Source organism: Shimia aestuarii (genome assembly GCF_900114635.1).
GTDB lineage: Bacteria > Pseudomonadota > Alphaproteobacteria > Rhodobacterales > Rhodobacteraceae > Shimia > Shimia aestuarii.
In genome coordinates, this window is record NZ_FOTQ01000001.1 from 1,033,892 (window position 1) to 1,052,200 (window position 18,309).

15 protein-coding genes and 1 riboswitch are annotated in these 18,309 nt (G+C 62.4%); of the genes, 7 read left to right on the forward strand and 8 right to left on the reverse strand.

Features of this window, described 5'->3' with window-relative positions:
* Positions 1-15 precede the first annotated feature (15 nt).
* Positions 16-1,005, forward strand: a complete 990-nt coding sequence (locus tag BMZ35_RS05260) for a glutathione S-transferase family protein (protein ID WP_093091540.1) — start codon at positions 16-18, stop codon at positions 1,003-1,005.
* Here the strand turns inward: BMZ35_RS05260 and BMZ35_RS05265 are convergent.
* Positions 993-1,379, reverse strand: a complete 387-nt coding sequence (locus BMZ35_RS05265; RefSeq protein WP_093091542.1) for a hypothetical protein — start codon at positions 1,377-1,379, stop codon at positions 993-995. The genes BMZ35_RS05260 and BMZ35_RS05265 overlap by 13 nt on opposite strands.
* A gap of 169 nt (positions 1,380-1,548) precedes the next feature.
* On the opposite strand from BMZ35_RS05265, the gene BMZ35_RS05270 reads away from it, so the two are divergent.
* Genes BMZ35_RS05270 through BMZ35_RS05280 form a run of 3 tightly spaced genes read left to right on the forward strand, consistent with a single transcriptional unit; the run spans position 1,549 to position 4,646 of the window.
* The gene (locus BMZ35_RS05270; RefSeq protein WP_093091544.1) at positions 1,549-2,511 is read left to right on the forward strand and encodes a threonine-phosphate decarboxylase; all 963 of its coding nucleotides are present in this window, start codon (positions 1,549-1,551) and stop codon (positions 2,509-2,511) included.
* Complete coding sequence (cbiB, locus tag BMZ35_RS05275; RefSeq protein ID WP_093091546.1) at positions 2,508-3,416, forward strand: adenosylcobinamide-phosphate synthase CbiB; 909 nt, start codon at positions 2,508-2,510, stop codon at positions 3,414-3,416. The genes BMZ35_RS05270 and cbiB overlap by 4 nt, the downstream gene beginning before the upstream one ends.
* A gap of 60 nt (positions 3,417-3,476) precedes the next feature.
* Complete coding sequence (locus BMZ35_RS05280) at positions 3,477-4,646, forward strand: lytic murein transglycosylase (protein ID WP_093091548.1); 1,170 nt, start codon at positions 3,477-3,479, stop codon at positions 4,644-4,646.
* Between the two features lie 3 nt (positions 4,647-4,649).
* On the opposite strand, the gene BMZ35_RS05285 is transcribed toward BMZ35_RS05280, so the two are convergent.
* Both BMZ35_RS05285 and smc read right to left on the reverse strand, forming a co-directional pair.
* Positions 4,650-5,000 (reverse strand): hypothetical protein, encoded by a 351-nt coding sequence (locus tag BMZ35_RS05285; protein ID WP_093091550.1) that lies wholly within the window; start codon positions 4,998-5,000, stop codon positions 4,650-4,652.
* Between the two features lie 144 nt (positions 5,001-5,144).
* Positions 5,145-8,600 carry a chromosome segregation protein SMC gene (gene smc / locus BMZ35_RS05290; protein WP_093091552.1) on the reverse strand — a complete coding sequence of 1,152 codons (3,456 nt, stop codon included), beginning with the start codon at positions 8,598-8,600 and terminating at the stop codon, positions 5,145-5,147.
* Between the two features lie 201 nt (positions 8,601-8,801).
* Positions 8,802-9,013, forward strand: a riboswitch (cobalamin riboswitch).
* 39 nt (positions 9,014-9,052) lie between these two features.
* On the opposite strand from smc, the gene BMZ35_RS05295 reads away from it, so the two are divergent.
* Together BMZ35_RS05295 and BMZ35_RS05300 are read left to right on the forward strand one after the other, a co-directional pair.
* Complete coding sequence (locus BMZ35_RS05295) at positions 9,053-9,223, forward strand: CbtB domain-containing protein (protein ID WP_093091554.1); 171 nt, start codon at positions 9,053-9,055, stop codon at positions 9,221-9,223.
* Positions 9,224-9,244: 21 nt separating this feature from the next.
* The gene (locus tag BMZ35_RS05300; RefSeq protein WP_093091556.1) at positions 9,245-9,931 is read left to right on the forward strand and encodes a CbtA family protein; all 687 of its coding nucleotides are present in this window, start codon (positions 9,245-9,247) and stop codon (positions 9,929-9,931) included.
* 72 nt (positions 9,932-10,003) lie between these two features.
* Here BMZ35_RS05300 and BMZ35_RS05305 read toward each other — a convergent pair whose 3' ends face one another.
* The 3 genes from BMZ35_RS05305 to BMZ35_RS05315 all read right to left on the reverse strand — a co-directional run bounded on the left by BMZ35_RS05305 (position 10,004) and on the right by BMZ35_RS05315 (position 14,625).
* Positions 10,004-11,626 carry a hypothetical protein gene (locus tag BMZ35_RS05305; protein WP_131814330.1) on the reverse strand — a complete coding sequence of 541 codons (1,623 nt, stop codon included), beginning with the start codon at positions 11,624-11,626 and terminating at the stop codon, positions 10,004-10,006.
* Positions 11,627-11,703: 77 nt separating this feature from the next.
* Entirely contained in the window at positions 11,704-13,260 is a 1,557-nt protein-coding gene (locus tag BMZ35_RS05310; protein WP_207502902.1) for a PhoX family protein, read from the reverse strand.
* Between the two features lie 108 nt (positions 13,261-13,368).
* Positions 13,369-14,625: an aminotransferase class V-fold PLP-dependent enzyme gene (locus BMZ35_RS05315; protein ID WP_093091562.1), complete on the reverse strand. Its 1,257-nt coding sequence runs from the start codon at positions 14,623-14,625 to the stop codon at positions 13,369-13,371.
* Positions 14,626-14,836: 211 nt separating this feature from the next.
* Between BMZ35_RS05315 and BMZ35_RS05320 the strand changes: the two genes are divergently transcribed.
* Positions 14,837-15,946 carry a porin gene (locus tag BMZ35_RS05320; protein ID WP_093091564.1) on the forward strand — a complete coding sequence of 370 codons (1,110 nt, stop codon included), beginning with the start codon at positions 14,837-14,839 and terminating at the stop codon, positions 15,944-15,946.
* Positions 15,947-16,047: 101 nt separating this feature from the next.
* Here BMZ35_RS05320 and kynU read toward each other — a convergent pair whose 3' ends face one another.
* Together kynU and BMZ35_RS05330 are read right to left on the reverse strand one after the other, a co-directional pair.
* Positions 16,048-17,241 (reverse strand): kynureninase, encoded by a 1,194-nt coding sequence (gene kynU, locus BMZ35_RS05325; RefSeq protein WP_093091566.1) that lies wholly within the window; start codon positions 17,239-17,241, stop codon positions 16,048-16,050.
* Positions 17,242-17,243: 2 nt separating this feature from the next.
* A complete protein-coding gene (locus BMZ35_RS05330; protein WP_093091568.1) occupies positions 17,244-18,083 on the reverse strand; it encodes a tryptophan 2,3-dioxygenase in 840 nt (279 codons plus the stop codon).
* Positions 18,084-18,309: the final 226 nt, after the last annotated feature.

Below are 18,309 nucleotides of genomic sequence, written 5' to 3' on the forward strand. Positions count from 1 at the left end.
AAACGGGAGCATAGGATGGGACACCTTCTGGACGGACGCTGGGTGACGGAAGCGATCGACACCAAGGCAAGTGGCGGCAAATTCGAACGCGCAGCGGCCCAGTTCCGCAACTGGATCACACCGGACGGGGCACCGGGGCCGAGCGGGGCCGGCGGGTTTGCTGCCGCAAGCGGGCGCTATCATCTTTATGTATCCTACGCATGCCCATGGGCCCATCGCACCCTGATTTTCAGATCCCTGAAGGGGTTGAGCGATCATATCGCGGTGTCGGCAGTGCATCCCGACATGCTTGATGAGGGCTGGAGCTTTGACGACGACTTCGCAGGCGCCACGGGGGATGCGCTTTTCAACAGCGGGCACGCCCACGATCTCTATACCCGTGCAGACCCGGCGTATTCGGGCCGGGCGACGGTCCCGATCCTCTGGGACAAGGAACAGGCCACCATCGTTTCAAATGAAAGCGCCGAGATCATCCGCATGTTCAACAGCGCCTTTGACCGGATTACCGGAAATGACCTTGATTTCTGGCCCGAAGCGCTGCGCGAAGAGATCGAGGTTGTGAACACCCGCATCTATGACACGCTCAACAATGGGGTTTATCGCGCCGGTTTCGCCTCAACGCAGGACGCCTACGAGGACGCGGTATACCCCCTGTTCGACACGCTGGACTGGCTCGAAGACCGCCTCTCAAGAAACCGCTTCCTGATCGGCGACACGCTGACCGAAGCCGACTGGCGCCTGTTCACCACGCTGATCCGGTTCGATCCGGTCTATCATCTGCACTTCAAATGCAACCGACGCCGCATCGTGGATTATCCCAACCTGTGGGCCTACACCCGCGCACTGTACCAGGTGCCGGGTATCGCCGAGACGGTGAAGCTTGATCATATCGTGCGCCACTATCACTACAGCCACGAAAGCATCAATCCGAACCGGATTGTCCCGATCAACCCGATTTTGGACTACGACGCGCCGCACGGGCGCGGCACGTCTCAAATCACCTGACGGTTTGTACCATAGTGCTCGACCATCGCGGCAAGGTCTTCAGGCGGGGTTCCGGTGGGCAAAAATGCCCGCGCGTTTGCGCAATGGTTGAAGATCGAGCCATCCGAGAAAAACACCGAGTTGGTGACAAAGATCACCTGCATCAACGGATGGCGATAGCTGGCATAATCCGAAAGGGCCAGCGCAGCGCCCCCTTCCAGCATCAGGTCGAGCACCATCACCTCGTAGGTGGCATCCGCGCAGGTGGCGTCTTCCAGCGCCGAAACCGCATCTGCGTGCGACGTGGCAAGGTCAGCCTCGACCCCCAATCGCAGCAAGTGTCGCTGCCAGACGATCCCCAAATCGGCGCAGCCCTCTACGATCAGCGTGCGCATGTACACCCCCTGCCACTTCTGACAATTCGTTACGAATTTTCAATTAAACGTTGATGCGACGATTTTCCTAACGATTGGTTAACGAACTGTTAACGCCCCTTGCGTCGGCGGTCTCTTGCCAAAGGCCAGGTTTTCCGCTTCAACGCCGATCAAGAGGAACGCCGCAATCATGACTGTCCCGACACAAAAAAAACCGTTCGACACCCCCCGCGATCACGGGGGCGGGCTGGACGCGGCCATGGCACAGTGGGGAGGCGCCCGCGCCGACTGGCTGGACCTCTCCACGGGAATCAACCCGGTGGCCTATCCCATACCCCCCATCCCGATGTCCGCCTGGATGGAACTGCCTGACAGGGCAGCACAGGCGGCGTTGATCGCGGCGGCGCGCAAATTCTGGAACTTGCCCGAGGCCGCAGCGGTGCTCGCCGCTCCGGGCGCCTCGGCGCTGATCGCGCGGATACCGGCACTGGCCACATCGGGGACGGTCGACATCCCGGCTCCGACCTATAATGAACATGCCGCCGCGTTCCGCGCACAAGGCTGGCAGATCGGCACGACCGCGCCTGACGCACGGGTTCTGGTGCATCCGAACAACCCCACCGGGCGGCTCTGGTCGACGGCGGACCTCACCGCGCCTCTGACGATTATCGACGAAAGTTTCTGCGATATCTGCCCCAGCGACAGCCTGATCGCCGAAGCCGCGAAACCGGGGCGCATCGTGCTCAAGAGCTTTGGAAAGTTCTGGGGGCTCGCGGGTATGCGGCTCGGGTTTGCCATCGGAGACCCGGCGCTGATCGCGCGGCTGAACGACCTGTCCGGGCCGTGGGCCGTGTCCGGCCCTGCCCTCGTCACAGGCACTGCCGCCTTGCAGGATGCAGGCTGGGCCGAAGCCACGCGCAACCGCCTTTCCGAAGATGCATCCCGGCTCGACACGTTGTTGACCGGAGCCGGGGCGCAACTGGCCGGGGGAACACCGCTGTTCCGGCTTTATGACGTTGACGATGCTGTCGCGTGGCAAAACAAGCTGGCCCGCGCCCATGTCTGGAGCCGTATCTTCCCGTACTCAAAGACATTTCTGCGCCTTGGTCTGCCCGCACCAGATCGCTGGGCGCAACTGGAGGACGCGCTATGAGCACCGCTGCCCTCCTCGCTCTGGCACTACTGATCGACGCGATCTTCGGCGAACCGGATTGGGTCTGGCGCCGCCTGCCCCATCCTGCCGTCCTGATGGGACGCCTGATTGGTTGGGCCGAAACACACCTGAATCGAGGCCCAATTCGCCGGGTGAACGGCATCCTGCTCGTGCTCACCCTCGTGGGTGGCATGTGGGCCCTGGGACGGGGACTGTCTTTCCTCGGCTGGCTCCCGGAAATGGTCCTTGCCGCTATCCTTATGGCGCAACGCTCGCTTGTCGATCACGTGCGCGCCGTCGGGGACGCGCTTCGGATCTCGCTCGGGGACGGGCGCCGGGCCGTTGCACGTATCGTCAGCCGCGACACCGCCAACATGGATCAGAGCGCGGTTACACGCTCGGCAATCGAAAGCGCGGCCGAGAACCTCAGCGACGGCGTGATTGCCCCCGCTTTCTGGTACCTTGTCGCCGGGTTGCCCGGACTGCTTGTCTACAAGATCATCAACACGGCTGACAGCATGATCGGCTATCGCACGGACCGTTTTGCCGCCTTTGGCTGGGCGGCGGCACGGCTTGACGATGTGCTCAACTGGATACCCGCCCGATTTACGGCCGCCTTGATCGCCGCCACGCACCACGGGTTTTCCGACTGGGGCGCCATTCGCGCCGATGCCCGCCTGCATCGCTCGCCCAATGCCGGCTGGCCTGAATCCGCCATGGCGCGCGCGCTCGATACCGCCATCGCCGGGCCGCGCGCCTATGACGGCGAGATGCGCGATTTTCCGTTCGTCAATCCACATGGCCGCCACGATCTTGGCCCAGATGATATCGACGCCGCCTGCACCGCGCTCTGGCGCTCATGGGGCGCATTCCTCGCAATCGTGATCGGCCTCGCCTTGATCTGAGTGTTGCCCTGCGCCTGCTTCCTGTTAACCTCTTTGAAAATTCATTAAGAGGTTTGCCCCATGCGATTTCTCCCCCTTCTCGCCGCGCTTGTCCTGAGCGCGGGTGCGGCCACGGCCAAGGCGCCCTGCGGCGGGTCATTCAACAGCTTTGTCGACGGACTCAAGAAAGAGGCCATTTCAAAGGGGCATTCCAAGTCTACGGTGGACAAGTTCTTTGCCAGCGCACGCTTTGACCAGAAAACCATCAACGCGGACCGCGCCCAGGGCGTGTTCCAGATGCCATTCCTCGATTTTTCGCAGCGCCTGATCAGCCAGAACCGGATCGACAACGGGCGCCGCAAATCGAAACAATATGACGCTGTTTTCCGCCAGATCGAACGCCAATACGGTGTCTCGCGCGGCGTGCTTCTGGCGTTCTGGGCGTTCGAAACCGACTATGGTGCGTTTCAGGGCAACTTCAACACGCTGAACTCGCTGGTGACGCTGTCGCATGACTGCCGCCGACCCGATCTTTTCCGCCCACAGGTGTTTGCGGCGCTCGAACTTTATGAACGCGGCGATTTCAGCCCCACCAAGACCACGGGCGCCTGGGCGGGTGAAATCGGCATGGTCCAGATGCTGCCGGCCGACATTATCGAGAACGGTGTGGACGGCGACGGCGACGGTGAAGTCAATCTCAAGACCTCCGCCCCGGATGCGCTGATGTCTGGTGCCCAGATGCTCAGCCACCTCGGATGGCGCAAGAACGAACCGTGGCTTCAGGAGGTCGACGTTCCGCAAAACCTCGACTGGGCGAAATCCGGGCTTGATCACCAGATGAACGCCCGCGACTGGGCGAAACAGGGCGTGAAACCACGCTATGGAAACCTTCCGAACCTGCCCGCCTCGCTATTGCTGCCACAGGGGCGCAAGGGTCCGGCCTTCCTCGCCTATCCCAACTACCGCGTCTATTTCGAGTGGAACAAAAGCTTTGTCTACGTGACCACCGCCGCCTATTTTGCGACCCGGCTCGAAGGCGCGCCGCGCTATGATGCGGGCAATCCCGACCCCGCGCTCTCAGGCAACCAGATGAAACAGCTTCAGAAGAAGCTCAAGGCGCGCGGCCATGACGTCGGCAAGGTGGACGGCATCCTCGGCAAGCTGACCCGCGCCGCCGTGCAAAAGGAACAGATCCGCCTTGGCTTGCCCGCCGACGCCTGGCCCACCACGGCGCTTCTCAACAAGCTCTAAGTCTCACGGTCTGACCGGGAACCGTTCGCCGTTTTCGGTCAGCACCACCAGCCGCCCGCCATTCTCGACAATCCGATCACAGCGCTCGACTCCGGTCACGAAGGTCACGCAGACCTTGCTGTCCGCCGCTGCCTTCCAATAGCCGTACCAGATACCGCCACCGCCATAGGTGTAGTTGTATTTGCCATCCGCCTCGTAGACGGATTTCCCGTCGTCAAAGAAGACCAGCGTCTGACCGGAAAGCCGCGCCTGCAATCCAGCCTGATCAAACAGGACGTCGCCATCGCGCATCTTCCAGTTCTGCGCCATGACCGGGCCTGCCCCCAGCGCCGCCACAAGCAACCATCTCACCATGCCACGTCCTCCTGCCGGACAGACTAGCCCGACAGACGCACACACAAGCCTCACAAAAGAGTGACCCGCCCCGCACTTTCTTTTTCCAAAAATACCCCGGGGAATCGCGGCTCTGCCGCGATGGGGAAGCGCCCCCAACCCCGCTCAGGCGACCAGCGTCTCCGCCGCTTTGAGATCGACCGACACAAGCTGTGACACACCCTGCTCCGCCATGGTCACCCCGAAAAGACGATCCATGCGCGCCATTGTCACCGCGTGGTGGGTGATGATCAGGAAACGCGTGTTGGTGCGGCGACACATCTCGTCCAGAAGGTCGCAGAACCGCGTGACGTTCGCGTCATCCAGCGGCGCGTCCACCTCGTCAAGCACACAGATCGGCGCCGGGTTGGCAAGGAACACCGCAAAGATCAGCGCCATCGCCGTCAGGGTCTGCTCCCCCCCCGACAACAGCGACAGGGTCGACAGTTTCTTGCCCGGCGGCTGACACATGATCTCAAGCCCGGCTTCAAGCGGGTCGTCGCTTTCCACCAGTACAAGATTGGCCTCACCGCCGCCAAACAGGTGGCGGAACAACAGGCCAAAGTTCGAATTCACCTGCTCAAACGCTGTCAGCAATCGTTCCCGCCCTTCGCGGTTCAGGCTGGCAATCCCGTTGCGCAGGGTGCGGATCGCCTCTTCCAGATCGGCTTTTTCAGTGACCAGCGTATCGTGCTCTTCCTGCACTTCCTTGGCGTCCTCCTCGGCGCGCAAGTTCACCGCACCAAGGCTGTCGCGTTGCCGTTTGAGCCGGTTCACATCCGCCTCGATGCTGGCTGAATCCGGCATCTGGTCCGGATCGACATCCAGCCGTTCCAAAAGCGCGGCGGGGCCGACCTCCTGCTCTTCCATGATCCGCTCAGCAGCATAAGCCACGGTTTCGCGCGCCGCATCTGCGCGCGCTTCGGAGCGGGCGCGTGCCTCACGTGCTTCGCTGGCCGCGCGCTCGGCATCACGTTCGGCATGCTCCGCTTCCCGCAGCGCGGCTTCCGCCTCGGCCAGCGTGTCGGCCGCCTTGCGCCGGCGCGCTTCGGCCTCTTCGATCGCGTCCGTCAGCTCCTCGCGCTTGGCGGCAATCTCTTCGGGCGCGCTTCCGGCTTCGGCCAGTTCCTCTTCCGACGTTTCCTTGCGCTCGGCCAGCTCACCCATGCGTTTTTCAGCCGTTTCCAGACGATGCCGCCAACCGCTGATTTCCTTGGTCACCTCCTGTGACCGCTTGAGCCGGGCCTCGCCTTCGCGGCGCACCTCGTCATGGGCTGAGCGGCGCGACATCATCATGATGCGCGCGGCCTCGACCGTCATCTTCACGTCCTCGACGTCCTGACGTGCCTTGTCGAGATCCCCCAGATCGTCCAGCCCGCGCTCGGCCTCAAGCACCTGCGCACGCGCCGACATCGCCTCTTCTTCGTGGCGGGTCACGGCCAGCCCCAGCGATTCGAGCCGCCCTTCGGCCAGGTTGCGATCCGCTTCGGCACGGCTCAGCGCGCGATTGGCATCGGCCACCGCCTTGTCCGCCTCGCGCCGGGCCAGACGCGCGGCCTTGTCGACCTCGGCCAGATCACGTAGGCGCATCTGCAGGGTCTCATGCGCCTGAACGGCACCATCCGCGCGGGCCGTGGCCTGTGCCATGGACTGCTTCAACTCTTCCAAACGGTTGAGCTGTTGCAGGCGCAGCGCCGCAGCGCTTGGGGCGTCTTCCGCCCATGCGCGATACCCGTCCCAGCGCCACAAATCGCCTTCGAGCGACACCAGTCGCTGCCCCGGCTTCAACATGGGCTGCAAACGCGGCGCGTCTTCGCTTGAGGCCAGTCCGATCTGACTCATTCGCCGTTCCAGAACCTCGGGCACCGACACGTGCTGCACCAGCGACGTGACCCCGTCTGGCAAGGGTTGATCCTCGGGATAAGGCGGCAGCACGTACCAGCCAGAGGGGCCATCCTCGTCCACCTCGGGCGCGCGCAGATCATCCGCCATCGCCGCACCCAGCGCCTTCTCAAAGCCCTGCTGGACCTGAAGCCGATCAAGAATCTGCCCGCCTTCGGCGGTATCACGCTCGACCAGCTTGGCCAGCGCCGTGGTCTCGGCCCGAAGCGCGTTCAGCTCGCCCTCGGCCTCCGAACGTTCGGCGCGGGCATCGGCCTCGCGTGCCTGCGTTTCGGCGCGTTCCTCTTCGGTCGCGGCCAGCCGTTCCTCGGCAGCCTGCGCCGCCTCGATGGCCTCTTCCTCGGCCTCGCGCGCATGCTCAAGCTCCTTGGCAGACCGCTCCAGCGCTTCCCGAGACTCGGCCACGGCGGCGCGCGCCTTTTCGGCTTCGGTCTCGCTCTTGGCCTGGGTCTTGCGGCTGTCCTCCAGCAAACGATGCGCCGACTGGTGCCGGGCAGCAAGCCGCGCCACGTCCTCGGTCAGCTGTGCCAGTTCCGATTCGCGCTCCTGCAGCACGCTCGCCGCCTCGCGCGCTTCGTCCGCGGCCGCTTCGAGACGCTCGGCGTGGCCTTCCCCGGCCTTGGCGAGTTCGCGTTGTTCCCATTCGAGCCGCTCGATGGTCTCGCCCGCGTCCCGGTTCAACCCGGCCTCGCGTTCCATGTCGTGGGCCAGTTGCACGATACGGTTCTTCAGCGTCTCGATGATCTGGAGCGCGTGGGCTTCCTGATCGTTGAGCGTGTCGCGCTGTACCTGCAGGCGCTGCAGAACGGCGGCGGCGATAGCCTCTTCCTCGCGCAAGGGCGGCAGGGCTTCATCCCGCACCACCCGTGCCTTGGCGGCGGCGCGCGCCGCGCCTTCGGCCTGTGCGGCGGCGGTGGTGCGCTCGCGCAATTCGTCATCCGCCCTGGCGCGTGCCTCGTCCGCTTCTTTCCAGCGACGATAGAGCAACAGTCCCTCGGACTGACGCAGTTCCTCGCCAATCGCGCGGTAGCGGGCGGCCTGCCGGGCCTGCCGCGCAAGTTGCGCCAGCTGGTTGGCCAGCTGCTCGATCACATCATCGACGCGCGCCAGATTGGTTTCGGCGCCCTTGAGCTTGAGCTCCGCCTCGTGGCGACGTTGGTACAGGCCCGAGATCCCGGCCGCTTCCTCTAGGATGCGACGGCGGTTCTTGGGCTTGGCGTTGATCAGCTCCGCGATCTGACCCTGCCGGACAAGCGCCGGAGAATGCGCCCCGGTCGAGGCATCGGCAAAGAGCATCTGCACATCGCGCGCGCGCACGTCCTTGGAGTTGACCTTGTAGGCGCTGCCCACGTCCCGCGTGATGCGGCGCACGATCTCAAGGCTGTCTTCGTCGTTGAATCCTGCAGGCGCGAGCCGTTCCGAGTTGTCCAGAAGCAGGTTCACCTCGGCGAAGTTACGCGCCGGACGGGTTGCGGCCCCGGCAAAGATCACGTCCTCCATGCCGCCGCCCCGCATCGCCGTCGGACGGTTTTCCCCCATGACCCAGCGCAGCGCCTCCAACAGGTTGGATTTGCCACAGCCGTTCGGCCCGACAACCCCGGTCAGACCATCCGCAATGATCAGGTCGGTCGGATCGACAAAGCTCTTGAAGCCGTTGAGTCTGAGTTTCGAAAAGCGCAAAAGGCGGACGTCTCCTGATTCCGGGTTCGGCAAGTCTGCAAACTCGCCCCCCCGCGAGTCAACGCCAAACCACTGAATGTGGCGACAGACCGCCAGTTATCCACAAGATATTGAAGAACGCCGCCAGATTGCAATTTCGCCACAGGCCGTTTTGGCGCATGCATGCGTCGGAATCTGCCTTGACCAGCAGGGGCAGGACAGTCCAAACAGGAAGGGTACGGTTTCTGCGGGTGCTCAATGGCATCCAAGGATGAAATGGGAATGCGGAAACGGGCTTACGCCCCAAGCCGCAGCCGCCCCCGCGACTGTAAGCGGCGAGCGCGCGTTCAATACCACTGGAGCCCCGGCTCTGGGAAGGGAATGCACCGCGTTGACCCGCAAGCCAGGAGACCAGCCGTGCGCAACGCAACCCCAATCGCCCGTCGGGTGTGACGGGAAAGGAGACTAGGACCATGACGACCCAAACCGCATCTTTCGCCGCCGCCAAAACCCACGGCCTCGCCTTCATCCTGGCGATGACTGTTGGTGTTGCCCTGCTGACCGTTTCGGGAATGGCGCAGGCCACCGTGCTGCATGACGCCGCCCACGATCAGCGTCACGCGATGGCATTCCCCTGCCACTAAGCAGGCGCCTGTCGTAAGACAATGACCAAAAATCTGTTATCCAGCGCCGTGTTCGCTGGCCTGATTGCAGGGCTGATCGCAGCCCTGCTTCAGTTCGTTTTTGTCATCCCGCTTCTGCTGGAGGGCGAACTTTATGAATCCGGTCAACGGGTGCATTTCCTTGTTGACGGCATGACCCAGTCCGAAAAGGGCGGGCCCGGCCTTGGCAATGAATGGGGACGTCACCTGATGACCGTGGCGTTCAATGTCGTGACCTATACCGGCTACGGCCTTTTGCTTGTGGCGGCGATGGGCTTTGCCCGGGAACGCACCGGGCTGCAGATCACCGTGCAGAATGGTCTGATCTGGGGTCTGTGTGGCTTTATCGCCGTGCAACTGGCCCCGGCGATGGGCCTGCCGCCGGAACTGCCCGGTACGCCCGCCGCCGAAGTGGCCCCGCGACAGGTCTGGTGGATCGGCACGATCCTTGCCACGGCGATTGGCCTTGCGCTGATTGCCTTTGGCAGGGGTGTTCTTGTCCACGCTGTTGCCCTGTTGTTGATCCTGATGCCGCACCTGTTTGGCGCGCCGCATCTGGACACCTATTTCGGCATCGCCCCGCCCGAGCTTTCGGCCGAGTTCGCCACGATCTCGCTGGGTGTGGCTGCCGTGGGTTGGTGCCTGCTGGGGTATTTCAGCGCCTATTTCCTCGCCCGCGGCGAAGACTAGGAACCACACAAGACAACCAAGAACAAAGCCCAACCGGAGCAACCCGGTTGGGCTTTTTCTTTGTCACGCCGATTACTCTGCGCGGCGGAGCCAATCCAAGCGGATGTCATGCGTATAGCGGAACTCCGGCGGCAGGGTCGGCGCGGTCGAGCTGTCGATCTCGGCATGCACATTGACCGGCGGCTTGATCGTGGCATCGCGCCCGAACAGAAAACTCTGCTCTTGGACAATCACGCGATAGGCCTTGTTCATCGCGAGCGCGCGCTCCGCGCTTGGCGTGATCAGGTCGTAGACACTGCGCCCCTGCATCGCCGCGTGATCGACCTGTCCATTCGCATCGAACCAGCGCGCGCGCATCTCGTCGTTTGAGCGGAACTCGTCCGCCCCGCCCGCACGCTCAAGATAGGTCGCAATCTCTCCGCGTGCCTGACCCCGGTTTGGCACATCCTGCATCAATCTGAGGTCGATATAGCCCCAGCCCTCGGCACCGGGAAGCTTGCGCGGAAAGGCCCATGTCTGATCCAGCGTCGCCCCAACCGAGGCATGACAACCCCGGCAAAACAGCTGTTCCTCGTCGGTTTGGGGCCGCAGATCCCCGTTGGCATCCTCGATGAAGCCCAGCAGGGTCCAGCCAAACCCGGTATCCATACCGCGATCCCCAAGGTCGATATATCGGGGCAGGTTCTCGTCCAGCTTCTCCTGATTTTCATTGCCATAAAGCGAGGCCAGCGCCGGGGCGGTATAGAGCCGCGACTTCACCATGTAGCGCAACTCCTTCATGCGCCGTGGCACATGAATTGCCCCATTCTCGCCCACACCGACATAACGCACGGAATGCAGGAACTCGGTACCTTCGGGGTAGAGCATCCGATGCACAGGCTGATCCGACGCCGCGCCCAGAAACCTGTCGCGCCGCAGGATTTTGCCGGTCTTGCCCAGCACGCCATCGCCGTCGATATCCGCGCCAATCGCCCCCTCGTCCACCATCGGCAGGGTGGTGTCTTCAAAGTCCTGAAACGCCATTTCCAAAAGCGCGAGATTGGCCATGTAGACGTCCCGCGACTCGGCGCCGTTTTCATCGGTGTAGAAGGGCGCAGGCAGGCGGATCAGCACATCATCGGTCGACCCGTTTGACGGCCAGAAGGTCGATGGCTGAGGTTTGTAGACAAAGGCCACCCACCACGATCCGTCCCGCGCCAGCCCATGTTCATCAAAGGCCCCCGCACCCGCTCCATAATCCGCAAGGTCCGGCATCCAGCCCTGCCAGTCCCGCGCGGCAAGGCGCGCAGGCAGCGCATCGTAATTGTCCTGATTGATATAGGCGAGGACGTCTTCATCCGGCATCGCCGCCACCGCCTCGGTGCGATCGACAAACAGGTTGGTCCAGTGGTTCACCAGCGCTGCGTCGGAAAAGGCGTATTCCTGCTGCAGCGACCCGTCGCCCATATAGTTGGGTCGCGCGCTGTCCTCATAGCTCTGATGGCAGACGTAACAAGGGTTATGCTTGCCCTCGATCCGCGTGTAACACATCGGCGGCACCGGCGCTTCGGGGTTGTAGCGCCGCCCGACAGCGGCCAGCTCCTCAGAGGCGGGCCGGGCCTGCATCAAGGCCGCGCTGTCCATGCTGGCAAGGTCGGACCCCGCCCACGCGGGCGCGGTCAACAGAAGGCAAAGAGGGACTGAAAGAGCTCTCATCGTGGCGCGTCCTTGATTGTGCAGACGGGGCGGCTCGCCTGAGCCACCCCGACAGGTCGTTTCCCCTGAGCCACGGCTTAGCCGCGACGCCACAGCCACATGGCGTTGTTCTCGTGCTTGCCGGTGTCTTCCCCGATCAGCACGTCACCATTATCCAGAACCAGAATGTTGTCGGGGTTCGAGATATTGTCGAGCGCACAGGCGTTGGCGCCGTTGTTCTTGTCATAGGGACCACCGGCGACGGCGGGCACCATCATGCCGACGTTATAGTTGGCATCGAGCTTCATCTCATAGACCACGCCGCATTTGTTCTGGGACACCTGAATGTCACCCGCATCGTCCGACATACCTTTTTCCACGGCGGACATGGCCATGTACATGTAAGGCACCGAGCCGTTCTTGGCGGCGTCAAGGTTGATGTTCACGCCTTCCATCTTGCGGAACTCGGCCGTGGCGCCCTTGGCCACCGCCGCTTTGCGCGATTCAAGGAAGGCCACCCGGTTGTCCCGCGCTTCCCCAATGGCCCATTCCGCGACCTCGGCGTCGGAGATATAGCTGTTTTCCCCGGCCACATAATCATCCTGCGAGATCCCGTCATACTGCGCGATCCAGCTTTCGATTTCGGTGTTGGAGCCATGCGCCAGTTCGATCCAGCTGATCTGGAAACCGGTGGTGGCCGAATCTGCCCCCGGCTCGCCCAGCTGCGTCGCCTTGGCCGCATAAAGCGTGCCTGCGCTCATGTCGCCTGCCGTATCCGCCACAAACTTGTAGAACACCACGTCCGTGCCATCGTCGGACAGGTACACGGTGCGCTGATCCGGCATGACCACTGCGTTCTCATGGCTGAAACGCCCTTGGGCAAAAAGCTTGACCGGAGTGGCCGTGCCCGCCGGGTCGGTGATCTCCACTATATAGCCATAGCGATAGGGGTTGGGATAGGCGCCGACATAGCTCTCCAGCGCCTCGACCCCGCCGATGTATTTGTACTCGGGATTGTTCCAGTCGGCGGTGGTGTCGAAATAGAGCTCTTCCGAGGTGAGCGGCGTGCCCCACGGGCTGAGCGTGCCGAAACAGTTCACCCATGTGCCCTGCACCCCTGAGAAATCCAGCATCTTCGCGTCGGTTTCATCCACGCGCCACATCCCGTCCGCGGCGCGGCTCATCTTGACGCGGGACATGCCGCCGGGGCGGTCTTCCCAGTTGGTAAAGAGATACCCGACGTCATCACCGGTCGGAACAAAGGCATTGAAATCCGGATCGTTGGAAATCTTGATCTCGCCACCGGCTCCAACGATATGCCCGATCCGACCAAAATCGCCTTCCTGAACGAGAATCTGGTACGTCCCCATGCTGCTCTTGACCACGGCCTTGTCGTCATCGCTGGTCGGCACGGCCAGTTCACCCGCCGCAAAATCGGCATTGGCAATCACACCGACCGTGGCTTTGGCAAAGTCGCTGGGCAGGTCCGACGCCGGGTGCTGCACGTTGAAAAAGAGGTCGTCGCCCTGAAGGAACATGCCGGTGATTTCACCGCCGACAGGCACGGTGGCGACGCGGGTCAGCGTGTCGGCCATTGCCGCAGAGGTCAGGCAAGTCGACGTCGCCAGAACAGCAATCAGATGGGTCGGCTTCATAATAGGCATCCTTGAAATTCGGTCCAATTTGGCGCGGACCCTAGGCAGAGTATACTACAGCTCTGTGACAGGGCCTTGTCAGGGATATGAAACCCGGCGCAGACGCGACTAGCCCGTGATCCGTTTCATCACCTCAAGAAACTTGGCCACTTCCTGCACAGAGTTATAGTGGCACATCGACACCCGAACACAGCTGTCCAATCCCAGCGGGGTCAGGATATTGCCGGAATAATGATCGTCCTTGCGCAGATGGGTGCGGATGCCTTCGGCGTTCAGCCGCGCAACCACCTCGACCGATGGCACCCCATCGACAACGAGCGACGCCAGCCCCTCGCGCGCCGGGTTGTCGATACCGCCAATGATCGTGACCTTCTCCATCTCGGCCAGACCGGGCAGGTTGCCGGTGCCATGGATCATCGCGTGGCAGAGGGCCGCCTCCTGTGCATGGATCGCCTCTCCCGCTGCGACGAATTTCGAGCGCCGGTCCGTGGCGTCGCTCACCTGCCCCCCAAGCCATTCGAAATATCCCACCACATCCGACATGGTGGCATAGGCGCCCGTGTCGCGCGTGCCCATTTCCCAGTTATCTTCCGGCCCGCCGATCAGGCTGTCATGGGGCAAGGCCGTCAGGCGGTCCGAAATCCACGCCACGCCATAGCCATGCCGCGAGAACACCTTGTAGGGCGAGATCACGTAGCCATCCGCGCCATAAGCCGTCAGGTCGATTCGGCCATGCGCGGCGTGCTGGATTCCGTCGATGATGACGAAACACTCGGGTGCCACGGCACGGATCGCGTCTACGACGCTTGCCACATCAACGCCCATGCCCGTCACCGGCGATGTGTGCACAATGGTCGCCACGCGTGTGTCCGCAGTCACGGCGGCGGCATAGGCCTCGGCCCCCACGGTCCCCGTGGCATCGTCATGCGCCACCAGCACATGCTCCAGCCCGGCAACCCGCGCCCAGCGCGCCGCCGCACTGCGTGTTGCGGGGTGTTCCAGCGTCGTGCCAAGCACGATGCCGTTCCCCTGCCCGACCCCGAGACAGATATTCATGATGAGGCGGAACAGAAGTTCGGTTCCACTCTCGCCCACGAAGAACTGTCCGCCCGGCGCGTTCATGAAGGCGGCCATGTCCTCGCGCGCGCTGGCAATGGTGCGCACCAGCGCATGACTGCCCGGATTGTCCCGCCCCTGGTTGTCGGGAATGGCGGCATAGCGGGTCGAGGTTTCCACAACCGATTTCAGCGTCAGCGCGCCCCCGGCATTTTCGAAGAAGACGCGCTCTCCCTGTTCGGGACAGGCCTCCACCTGCGCAAATCGCGCGCGGATCTGGGACAGAAGATCGGGGGTGATCCGGGTCATGTGCGTTTCCTTGTGCCGTTCGTAAGTCAGACCTACGCAAAAATCCGCCAACGCGCAGCAGAATTTGTTGTCTCAAAGCGACAATCTCTGGCGCATTATCCCCGTGTCTCTGGTCCCCGGGCCAGCGATCAGGTTTAGAAGGCGCACGGGCCGCGCGTCTTGATTGGAAGACGCCCATGACCCATCCCACAACCAGAAGAGATTCAACGCCATGTCCGCGCCGATCAAAGCCCCGTTCATTGCCGCCGCACTGCTTGCCGCCACGTCGACCTCCGCCCTTGCAGAATACCGCTGGGAGACCTCGGGCGGTGGCAGTTTCCAGTTTTACGGTCAGTTCGACCCGGCCTACCTGTCCTTTGACGACGGCGTTTCAACAAAGGACGGCATCGTCGACAACACCAATTCGAACAGCCGCGTCGGCATCTGGTTCCGCCAGCCCACCGACAACGGCGAATTCGCCATCAACCTTGAATCCTCGTTTGGCCTGCGCCCCTCTGCGGGGATGACCCAGGGCTTCACCCCGGATGCCGCCAACTGGCGCCGCACGAACATCCGTAAGGTCGAGGCGATCTGGAAATCCGACCAGTACGGCACCTTCTTCCTGGGCCAGGGCAGCATGTCCAGCGACAGCGCAGCAAACAAGGATCTGTCGGGCACCACGCTCGTGCTCTACAACTCGATTCCCGACACCGCCGGTGCCTTCCGCTTTCGCACCACTGCAGGCGCACTGACCACGAAGACCATCGCGCAGGCGTTTGGCAGCTTTGACGGCGGGCGCAAGGGCCGCATCCGCTATGACACCCCGGCCTACAAGGGCTTCAAACTGTCGGTGAGCTATGGCGAAGAAGTGCTTGCCAAGAACGTCAACCAGGAGGTGACGGATGTGGGCATTCACTATGCGCGCCAGATTGGCGCCTACAAGCTTGCGGGCGGCTTGGCGTATTCGCACAACGAGTTTGGCAACGGCACCAAACGCCGCGATACGATCGGCTCGTTCAGTGCCCTGCATGACTCGGGTTGGAACGTCACCGTCGCCGCTGGCGACCGTCGCGAGACGGGGCACTATGTCTATGGCAAGATCGGCTATCAGGCGGACTGGTTGGCGGCGGGCAAGACCGCGCTTGCGATCGACTATTATTCAGGTCAGGACAAGACTTCTGCCGGGTCCGAGTCGGATTCGGTGGGCATCGGCGTAGTTCAGAACTTTGACCGCGCCCGTGTGCAGGCCTATCTGGGCTATCGTCAGTACAGCCTGAACGAAACCGGCGTAACCTATCGCGATGCATCGTCCGTGATGTTCGGCGCACGCTGGCAGTTCTGACGCACCCCTGAACAGAACGCGCCCGGCCTGCGCAAAGGCAGCCGGGCGCGCATGCTCGAATTTGACCACCCGGCAAACTCGCCGAAACGGGCAGCCCGATGTTACGTGACCCTTGAAACCGTCTGGTATTTTGGGTCCCGCCAAAGCTCCTGCGTGATCACGTCTTCAATGATTTTCGCTGCGGCGATCACGTCGCCCTCGTCGATGTACAAGGGTGTGAAGCCAAACCGCATGATGTTGGGCGCGCGAAAATCGCCGATCACGCCACGATCAATGAGCGCCTGCATCGCCGCATAGCCGTGCTCGAACCCGAACGACACCTGCGAACCGCGCAGCGCGGCATCACGCGGCGAGGCCAGTTCCAGCCGCGGACAGCGCGCCTCGACTTCCTTGATGAACAGATCACACAGGCGCATCGACGCGGCGCGCAAATCGGCCATGTCTACGCCTTCCCACACCTTGAGCGCCTCTTGTAGCACCGACAATTGCAGGATCGCAGGAGTGCCGACGCGCATGCGTTCGGTCGACATGGCCGGGCGGTAATTGCGCTCCATTGCAAAGGGCGCATCATGACCAAGCCACCCCGACAACGCTGGCTGTACCTTGGTCGCAAGATCCGGGCGCACATAGATAAAGGCCGGGGCGCCGGGCCCGCCGTTGAGGTATTTATAGGTACAGCCCACTGCGAATTCCGCGTTGCTGGCTGTCAGATCCACCGGCACCGCGCCCGCCGAATGGGCCAGATCCCAGATCATCACCGCGCCCATGTCATGCGCGCGCTGCGTGATCGCCGCCATGTCATGCATCCGCCCCGAGCGATAGTCGACCTGCGTGAGCATCACCACGGCCACTTCTTCGGTGATGGCCTCCATCACGTCTTCAGGCGCGGGTGTGCGCAGCTCGTACCCCTTGTCGATGGTCCCGATCAGCCCCTCGGCCATATAAAGGTCAGACGGGAAGTTGCCGTTGTCCGAGAGGATCACCCGACGGTCCGGGCGCATCTTCAGGGCGGCGGCAAGAGCCTGGTACACCTTGATCGAGAGGGTATCGCCAGTAGCCACCGACCCGGCAGGCGCGCCCAGAAGCCCCGCCAGCGTATCACCCAAGTCCTGCGGCAAGGCCATCCACCCGGCTGTGTTCCACGCCCGGATCAACTGCTGCCCCCATTCCTCGCGGATCACGCGCGTGGCACGCTCAGCTGCCCCTTTGGGCAGAACACCCAGCGAGTTGCCATCAAGATAGATGACCCCTTCGGGGATATCGAACAGCTCTTTTCTTGGCAGTGTCACACCCATGATCACAATTCTCCTCGCAGATGCCAAAGTTCGGGAAACAGTTCGACGCTTAACATCTTACGCAAATATTGCACACCCGAAGTTCCCCCTGTCCCGCGCTTGAACCCGATCACCCGTTCCACCGTGGTCACATGGTTGAACCGCCAGCGTCGGAAATAATCCTCAAGGTCCACAAGCTTCTCGCCCAGTTCGTAAAGGGTCCAATGGGCATCGACATCTTCATAAACAATCTTCCAGCGCGCCTGAACTTCTGGAATCGCCTCATGAGGCGCGTTGAGCTGGGGCGCGGGCGGGGTGGCATCCGGGCCGTCCAGTTCGCGGTACAAAAGGGCAATCACCTCGTCATAAAAACTCGGACGCGCCAGTTCCGCCGACAGAACGTGGTGCACGTCCGGCACATGCTCATGCGGCTTCAGAAGGTTCGGGTTCCGGTTCCCCAGCACATACTCGATCATCCTGTATTGCCAAGACTGGAACCCACTCGACGGCCCCAGGGCCTCGCGAAACCGCGTGTAATCGGCAGGCGTCATGGTGCGAAGCACATCCCACGCGCTGTTGAGCTGTTCAAAAATCCGGCTCACTCGGGCCAGCATCTTGAACATATGCGCCATGTCGCCGTCGACCAGCGCCTGCCGCGCCGCGCCCAGTTCATGTATGGCCAGTTTCATCCACAATTCGCTGGTCTGGTGCTGGATGATGAACAGCAATTCGTCATGGGCGCCGGAAAGTGGGAACTGCTGGTCCAGCAACGCGTCCAGATGGAGATAGTCGCCATAGGACATCGCATCCACAAAGGACATCTTCGCGCCGTCCCGGCTTGGGTCAAAGGGGGGCTTGGTCATGTGTCTTCCCGCAATCGAAAAGGTTGGAATGTCCCGGTCTCGGCCAAGGTCGGAACCGCGATGGCGGCTATGGACCGGGGATAACTATGGGATTCGATGACCGCTTTGACATGGTTTTGCAAGGGTTACGCCATGGCGGGTGATCCCCCTTCCCCTTGGCTGAGAACCCGGCACACCATAGGATTGCGGGTGTCCCACAATGTGCCACAGGACCGCCACTGCAGCT